This is a genomic window from Roseobacter sp., assembly GCF_024639605.1.
Classification (GTDB): domain Bacteria; phylum Pseudomonadota; class Alphaproteobacteria; order Rhodobacterales; family Rhodobacteraceae; genus Roseobacter.
Window position 1 is genome coordinate 1 of sequence record NZ_JAHEHZ010000167.1, and the last position, 6,480, is coordinate 6,480.

The 6,480-nt window shown below is 60.0% G+C and carries 7 protein-coding genes; all 7 read left to right on the forward strand.

Going from position 1 to position 6,480, the window contains the following annotated elements; genetic code table 11:
• Window positions 1-209: 209 nt before the first annotated feature.
• A complete protein-coding gene (locus Q0M35_RS16215) occupies window positions 210-1,334 on the forward strand; it encodes an outer membrane protein transport protein (protein WP_295317252.1) in 1,125 nt (374 codons plus the stop codon).
• A gap of 120 nt (window positions 1,335-1,454) precedes the next feature.
• On the forward strand, window positions 1,455-2,378 hold the full coding sequence (locus tag Q0M35_RS16220) for a DMT family transporter (RefSeq protein WP_295317254.1): 924 nt from the start codon (window positions 1,455-1,457) through the stop codon (window positions 2,376-2,378).
• Window positions 2,379-2,439: 61 nt separating this feature from the next.
• Window positions 2,440-3,288 (forward strand): ATPase, encoded by an 849-nt coding sequence (locus Q0M35_RS16225; RefSeq protein ID WP_295317256.1) that lies wholly within the window; start codon window positions 2,440-2,442, stop codon window positions 3,286-3,288.
• A 91-nt stretch (window positions 3,289-3,379) separates the two neighbouring features.
• Window positions 3,380-4,297, forward strand: a complete 918-nt coding sequence (metA, locus tag Q0M35_RS16230) for a homoserine O-succinyltransferase (RefSeq protein ID WP_295317258.1) — start codon at window positions 3,380-3,382, stop codon at window positions 4,295-4,297.
• 4 nt (window positions 4,298-4,301) lie between these two features.
• On the forward strand, window positions 4,302-5,261 hold the full coding sequence (locus Q0M35_RS16235; protein WP_295317266.1) for an alpha/beta hydrolase: 960 nt from the start codon (window positions 4,302-4,304) through the stop codon (window positions 5,259-5,261).
• A 50-nt stretch (window positions 5,262-5,311) separates the two neighbouring features.
• Window positions 5,312-6,181, forward strand: a complete 870-nt coding sequence (gene ppk2, locus Q0M35_RS16240) for a polyphosphate kinase 2 (RefSeq protein WP_295317270.1) — start codon at window positions 5,312-5,314, stop codon at window positions 6,179-6,181.
• Window positions 6,174-6,480: TetR/AcrR family transcriptional regulator (locus tag Q0M35_RS16245; protein WP_295317271.1), on the forward strand; the 307-nt coding region annotated here is incomplete at its 3' end. The genes ppk2 and Q0M35_RS16245, both read left to right, overlap by 8 nt.

Below are 6,480 nucleotides of genomic sequence, written 5' to 3' on the forward strand. Positions count from 1 at the left end.
TGGGTGTTCGTGGGTGCGCTGATCATCTTCACCGGCAATTACCTTAACCTGTGGTCTGAAACCCGCAGACGGGCTTAGTTCTACGTAACGTCACAAAACACTTTTCCCCTGCGTAAGAGATTGACCGGTTAATTTTTCGTGCTTATCTGCGCCAACTTTTCGGCAATGATGCGGTGAAGGTAGGGGCAATCTTCTGGGGAGGAGATTCTATGAAAGTATATTTAGGAAGTGTAACGGCTCTGTGTCTGGCGACGGGTGCGTCCTATGCAGGTGGTATCGAGCGTTCAGCACAGTCTGTCGGGCCACTCTTTGAAGAGGGCCGCTATGTCGAATTCAGCTTCGCAACGGTAAGCCCGGATGTGTCGGGTGTCGGCGGTCTGGTGACACCGGGTGTGGCCTCCGGCGATATGACGGAAACCTATCAGCAGTACGGATTTGCCTATAAGGCGGATATCAACGACACGCTCTCCTATGCACTGATCTATGACCAGCCTTACGGCGCAAACGTGAATTATCCGACCGGCACCGGTTACTTCGCCCAGGGGTCCACGGCGGAGTTTGATTCCAGTGCTCTGACAGCGATCCTGCAGTACAACTTTCCCACAAAGCTCAGCGTTTACGGTGGTCTGCGCTACCAGTACATTGATGCCAATGCCTTTGTGCCATTCGTGACGGCCGGCGTTGGCCCCTTTGCCGGAGCGCCCTATGAGGCGGAAGCCAAAAAAGACGGTGGCGCAGGCTACCTTCTGGGTGTTGCCTATGAGCGGCCTGAGATCGCTCTGCGTGTGGCGCTGACCTATCAGTCCAAGATCAGACATCGGCTGGACACGGTCGAATCCTCCGTGCTTGGACCGAATATCAGCTCGACAACTGACATTAATACGCCGCAGTCACTGACGCTCGACTTTCAGTCCGGTGTGGCAAAAGACACGCTGGTCTTCGGCTCTGTCCGCTGGGTGGAATGGTCGGACTTTGAGATCGCGCCTGACAGCTATGTCGGTATCGTCGGCACACCGCTGGTGTTCTACGCTGATGACCGCATCAAATACACACTGGGCGTGGGCCGCCGCCTGACTGAAACATGGTCCGTGGCAGCGTCAGTAAACTACGAGCGCACCACCGGATCGCCCACCGGTAACCTCGGCCCGACCGATGGACAGCTGGGTCTGGGGCTGTCCGCTGTCTATACCCGGGACAACATGAAAATCACCGGTGGCATCAGCTATACCGATATCGGTGAGGCCAACACCATCGTCGGTGCCGCTATCCCTGGCGGTGTCTTTACCGACAACGATGCCGTCGCCGTTGGCTTCAAGGTCGGTTTCTACTTCTGATCCGGTGACGGTATTGCACGCATATGCAGCATGACCCCCGCAGCCCTTTGTGGCGCGGGGGTTTTTGTTTAAGCCTGATCCGGGTCGTGTGGGGCCTGCCTTTTTGGTAAGGCTCAGTGCATGACTGAACAGAAATCCATATCCGCGCGGGCCTGGGTCGCGATGCTGGCCCTTGGGGCGATCTGGGGAGCATCCTTTGTCTCCATTCGCATCGCCCTTGATGAAATCGGTCCGCTCACCTCCGTGGCGCATCGCACCTTCTGGGCGATGCTGGTGCTCTGGGGCGTGGTTCTGGTGATGCGCATACCTCTGCCGCGGGATCTGCGCACCTGGGGCGCGTTTTTCGTCATGGGGCTGCTCAACAATATGATCCCTTTCACGCTGATGGCATGGGGGCAGCTTCATGTAGCAAGCGGTCTTACGTCGATCTTTAACGCGGCCACGGCAATCTTCGGCGTTCTGGCAGCGGCTGTTTTCTTTGCTGATGAGCGGCTGACATTGCGTAAAATCATTGGTGTGCTGCTCGGCTTTGCCGGCGTGACCACGGCAATCGGGCTGAGCAATCTGGCGGAGTTTAATATCCGCTCGCTGGCGCAGCTGGCCATCCTGGCGGGCACTGTGTCTTATGCGCTGGCCGCGGTCTGGGCGCGTACCTTTCTTGCCGGGCTGCGTCCTCAGATGGCTGCGGCCGGCATGCTGACCGGATCGAGCCTGATATCGGTGCCGCTGGCCGTGGCCGTCGAGGGACCCGTCAGCCTGGCACTGCAGCCGGATACACTGCTCGCCATCGGGTATTATTCGGTGATCGCGACGGCGCTGGCTTATCTGCTCTATTATCACGTTCTGTCGCTTGCGGGGTCCGGCAACCTGATGCTGGTCACGCTGATCATCCCGCCGGTTGCAATTACGCTGGGCGCTCTGCTGCGGGCCGAGCAACTCGCATCCAATGCCTGGGCGGGGTTCGCCCTTCTGGCGCTGGGGATGATCGTGCTTGACGGACGGTTGCCGCGACGCATCAGCCGCGCCCGCGCCCGGGCGGGCTGATTGACGCATCACCGCCGCCCGGCTAGGAGTTGCGGAACTTCATTCAGGCGGAATTCCGGACATGCTTTATTCATCTGCGGCAGACTGGCGCGCGGCACCGCGCAAATCGGTGCTGGTTTATGGCATGTCGGGGCTCGGCAAAACGCATATGTCCAACCTGCTGCGCGCCAGCGGGTCGTGGTTTCACTACTCGATCGATTACCGCATCGGCACCCGTTACATGGGGGAATACATCGCCGACAACGCCAAGGCCGAAGCGATGAAAGTGCCGTTTCTGCGCGATCTGCTGATGACCGACAGCATCTATATCGGCTCCAACATCACCTTTGAAAACCTCTCGCCCGTCGCCACCTATCTGGGCAAACCGGGCAATCAGGAAAAAGGCGGCCTGCCCATGGCCGAATACAGCCGCCGCCAGGAACAGTTCCGACAGGCCGAGATTGCCGCCCTGCACGACACCGCGCGCTTTTCACGCCGGGCCGAGGCGCTGTACGGCTACCCCAATTTTATCTGCGATACCGGCGGGTCGATCTGCGAGTGGGTGGATCCGGCGGACGAAAACGACCCGCTGCTGCGTGAGCTTTCCGCGCATTGCCTGATGATCTGGATCCGCGGGGATGACGCGCATACCGCGGAGCTCATCCGCCGCTTTGACCGCGCCCCCAAACCGATGGCCTATCAGCCGGCGTTTCTGGCAGCTGTCTGGCATGAATACCTGAGCGAAAACAACTGCTCAGAGGGCGATGTTGATCCGGATGACTTTATCCGCTTTACCTATGCCCGCGCGCTTGCCCACCGGCAGCCACGCTACGAGGCGATGGCGCGATGGGGCGTGACTGTCACCGCCGATCAGGTCGCAGGCTTAAAGACCCCGCAGGACTTTGAGGATCTTATCGCCGGATGCCTCTGACACCGTCACCCCATTGTGACGTCGCCCCCCTTGAGAGCCCGCCCGCCAGACGCTATCTGACCACACTCTGACATTTGCCCGGAACCCATCGATGCCCATCAAGATACCTGCCGAACTGCCCGCCTATGACGTGCTGACGCGCGAAGGTGTGATGGTGATGGATCCGGACGAGGCCGCGCGTCAGGATATCCGCCCGTTGCGCATCGGTCTGCTCAATCTGATGCCGAAAAAGATCCAGACCGAGAACCAGTTTGCGCGGCTCATCGGTGCCACGCCGCTGCAGATCGATCTGAGCCTGATCCGCATGTCCGAGCATCAGACGAAGAATACTGCCGCCGATCATATGGAGAGCTTTTACCGCCCCTTTGAGGAGGTGCGCGATGAAAAGTTTGACGGTCTGATCATCACCGGCGCGCCGATTGAGCATCTGGATTTTGATGCTGTGACCTACTGGGACGAGCTGCGCCAGGTGATGGACTGGACGCAGACGAACGTGCATTCGACCTTTGGTGTCTGCTGGGGCGGGATGGCGATGATCAACCATTTCCACGGCGTGAAGAAACATATTCTCGATGCCAAGCTCTTCGGGTGTTACCGGCACAGCAATCTGGCCCCAGCCTCGCCGTATCTGCGCGGGTTTTCCGACGATTGCGTGATCCCGGTGTCGCGCTGGACCGAAATGCGGCAGGACGAGATCGACGCGGCCCCCGGCCTTACCACGCTGCTGGGCAGTGAAGAAGCAGGCCCCTGTCTCGTGGAGGATCCGGGGCATCGCGCGCTCTATATCTTCAACCACTTTGAATACGACAGTGACACGCTGAAACAGGAATACGACCGCGATGTTGCTGCTGGTGCACCCATTAACGTGCCGATGAACTACTATCCCGGAGACGACCCCTCGCGCAAACCGCTCAACCGGTGGCGCAGCCATGCGCACCTGCTCTATGGCAACTGGCTGACCGAGGTCTATCAGGAAACGCCCTATGATATCGATGCGATCGGGACTTAGGCGCATGGGCGTTACGCTGCTGATCGCTCTGGCGTTCATTGCCGTGGTTCAGTGGCGCGCTGCCGAACGCGAGATCACGGCGGAGGAGATATATCCCGCCGCCGGGCAGTACATTGACGTTGAAGGGACCCGCATCCACCTGACCGTCACCGGCGAGGGTCCGGATATAGTTCTGATCCACGGCGCGAGCGGCAGCCTGCGCGATTTTACCTTTGAGCTGGTGGACCGGCTCAAGGGCGACTACCGGGTGGTGGCCGTGGACCGGCCCGGGATGGGCCGCTCCGACCGGCCGGAAGGCTACGGCGGTGCGTGGAACACGGCCGCAGAGCCGCCGGCGTTGCAGGCGGCCCTGCTTCAGGCCGCTGCAGATGCAGTGGGTGTGACTAATCCGGTGGTTCTGGGCCATTCCTATGGCGGCGCGATTGCACTTTCCTGGGCGCTGACCCGGCCTGATGACACGGCCGCGCTGGTGCTTCTTGCGGCAGCGTCGAACCCCTGGCCGGGTGAGCTTGGGCCCCTTTACCGGATAAACGCATCGCTTGCAGGCAGTGCACTGGTGATCCCGCTGATCACAGCCTTCACCCAGCAAAGATACATCCGCGAAATCGTCGATACCATTTTCGCCCCGCAGCATGCGCCCGGGGGCTATCTGGATCATTTCGGGCCGGAAATGACCCTGCGCCGCGGCACCATGCGCGCAAACGCCCAGCAGGTGAACAGCCTGAAGCCTTATGTGACTGAGATGAAAGACCGGTACCCGGACCTGGATCTGCCCGTCGAAATCCTGCACGGGAGCGAAGACGACACTGTGCCGATGGAGATTCACTCGGAGCCGCTATCCCGGCAGATCCCCGGCGCGGTACTCACCCGGATGGAGGGTGTGGGGCATATGCCGCACCACGCGGACCCTGAAGCCGTGGTTGACGCGATCAATCGCGCCGCTGCCCGCGCGGGTTTGCGTTAAGCCAATTAACATCCCATATAGGTTACAGAATATAATCAGCGGAGGCCCTTATGGAGCTGCCCTTTGATGGTGCGATCAGTGCCTATTACCAAAACGATGCGCCCGAAGGCGTCCGGGAAGCTATCCGCCGTCAGGACAAAGGTCCGATCCTGACCAGTGACTATCCGCACTCCGATCGTCTGGGGCGCAAGACCTATGAGCGCGACCTTGCGGCACTGCAGATTGAGCTGGTAAAAATGCAGTCCTGGGCCAAGACGAGCGGCGCCCGCGTGGCGATGGTATTTGAGGGTCGGGACGGTGCGGGCAAAGGTGGCACCATCAGCCGGCTGCGCACCAATCTCAACCCGCGCGGCGCGCGAATTGTGGCCCTGCCCAAGCCCACCGAAAAAGAGCAGACACAGTGGTACTTCCAGCGCTATACCGATCATCTGCCGGCCGCCGGCGAAATCGTTTTCTTTGACCGCAGCTGGTACAACCGTGCCGTTGTCGAGACGGTTTTCGAGTTCTGCACCGACGCACAGCGCGCACACTTCTTTTCCCAGGTCACCCCCTTTGAGCAGATGCTGACAGATGACGGGATCATCCTGTTCAAGTTCTGGCTCAATGTGGGCCGCGCCGAACAGCTGCGCCGGATGCTCGCACGCGAGCACGACCCGCTCAAACAGTGGAAACTGAGCCGGATTGATGTTGAGGGGCTGAAGAAGTGGGATGCCTATACGCATGCCATCGACGATACGCTGACGCGCACCCATGTGCCGGATGCACCCTGGACCGTGGTGCGCTCTGACGACAAGCGGCGTGCCCGGCTCAATGTGATCCGCAGCGTGTTGCATGGTATTGATTATAAACACAAAGACACCGGCGCGTTGGGGGCGATAGATACGGCAATATGTGGGGGGCCCGACATCTGGCATGCCTAAACGCGGCTATCATCACGGCAATCTGCGTCAGGCGCTGATCGATGCGGCGCTGCAGCTCATCGAGATGCGCGGACCGACCGGTTTTACGCTGTCAGAGGCTGCAAAACAGGCCGGCGTCACACCGGCGGCTGTTTATCGTCACTTTGACGGGCGTGAGGATCTGATCGCCGAGGCCGCACACCAGGGATATGAGATGTTCGCGGAGCTGATGGAATTTGCCTATGAAAAAGGCCAGCCGTCGGCACTGGCAGCCTTTTCCGCGACCGGACGCGCCTATCTTGCTTTTGCGCGCAAATATC

What these genes read in the sequence shown, in the direction of transcription:
- Q0M35_RS16215 (WP_295317252.1), top strand. Translation starts at nt 210, where the DNA reads ATGAAAGTATATTTAGGAAGTGTAACGGCTCTGTGTCTGGCGACGGGT.
- Q0M35_RS16220 (WP_295317254.1), top strand. Translation starts at nt 1,455, where the DNA reads ATGACTGAACAGAAATCCATATCCGCGCGGGCCTGGGTCGCGATGCTG.
- Q0M35_RS16225 (WP_295317256.1), top strand. Translation starts at nt 2,440, where the DNA reads ATGCTTTATTCATCTGCGGCAGACTGGCGCGCGGCACCGCGCAAATCG.
- metA (WP_295317258.1), top strand. Translation starts at nt 3,380, where the DNA reads ATGCCCATCAAGATACCTGCCGAACTGCCCGCCTATGACGTGCTGACG.
- Q0M35_RS16235 (WP_295317266.1), top strand. Translation starts at nt 4,302, where the DNA reads ATGGGCGTTACGCTGCTGATCGCTCTGGCGTTCATTGCCGTGGTTCAG.
- ppk2 (WP_295317270.1), top strand. Translation starts at nt 5,312, where the DNA reads ATGGAGCTGCCCTTTGATGGTGCGATCAGTGCCTATTACCAAAACGAT.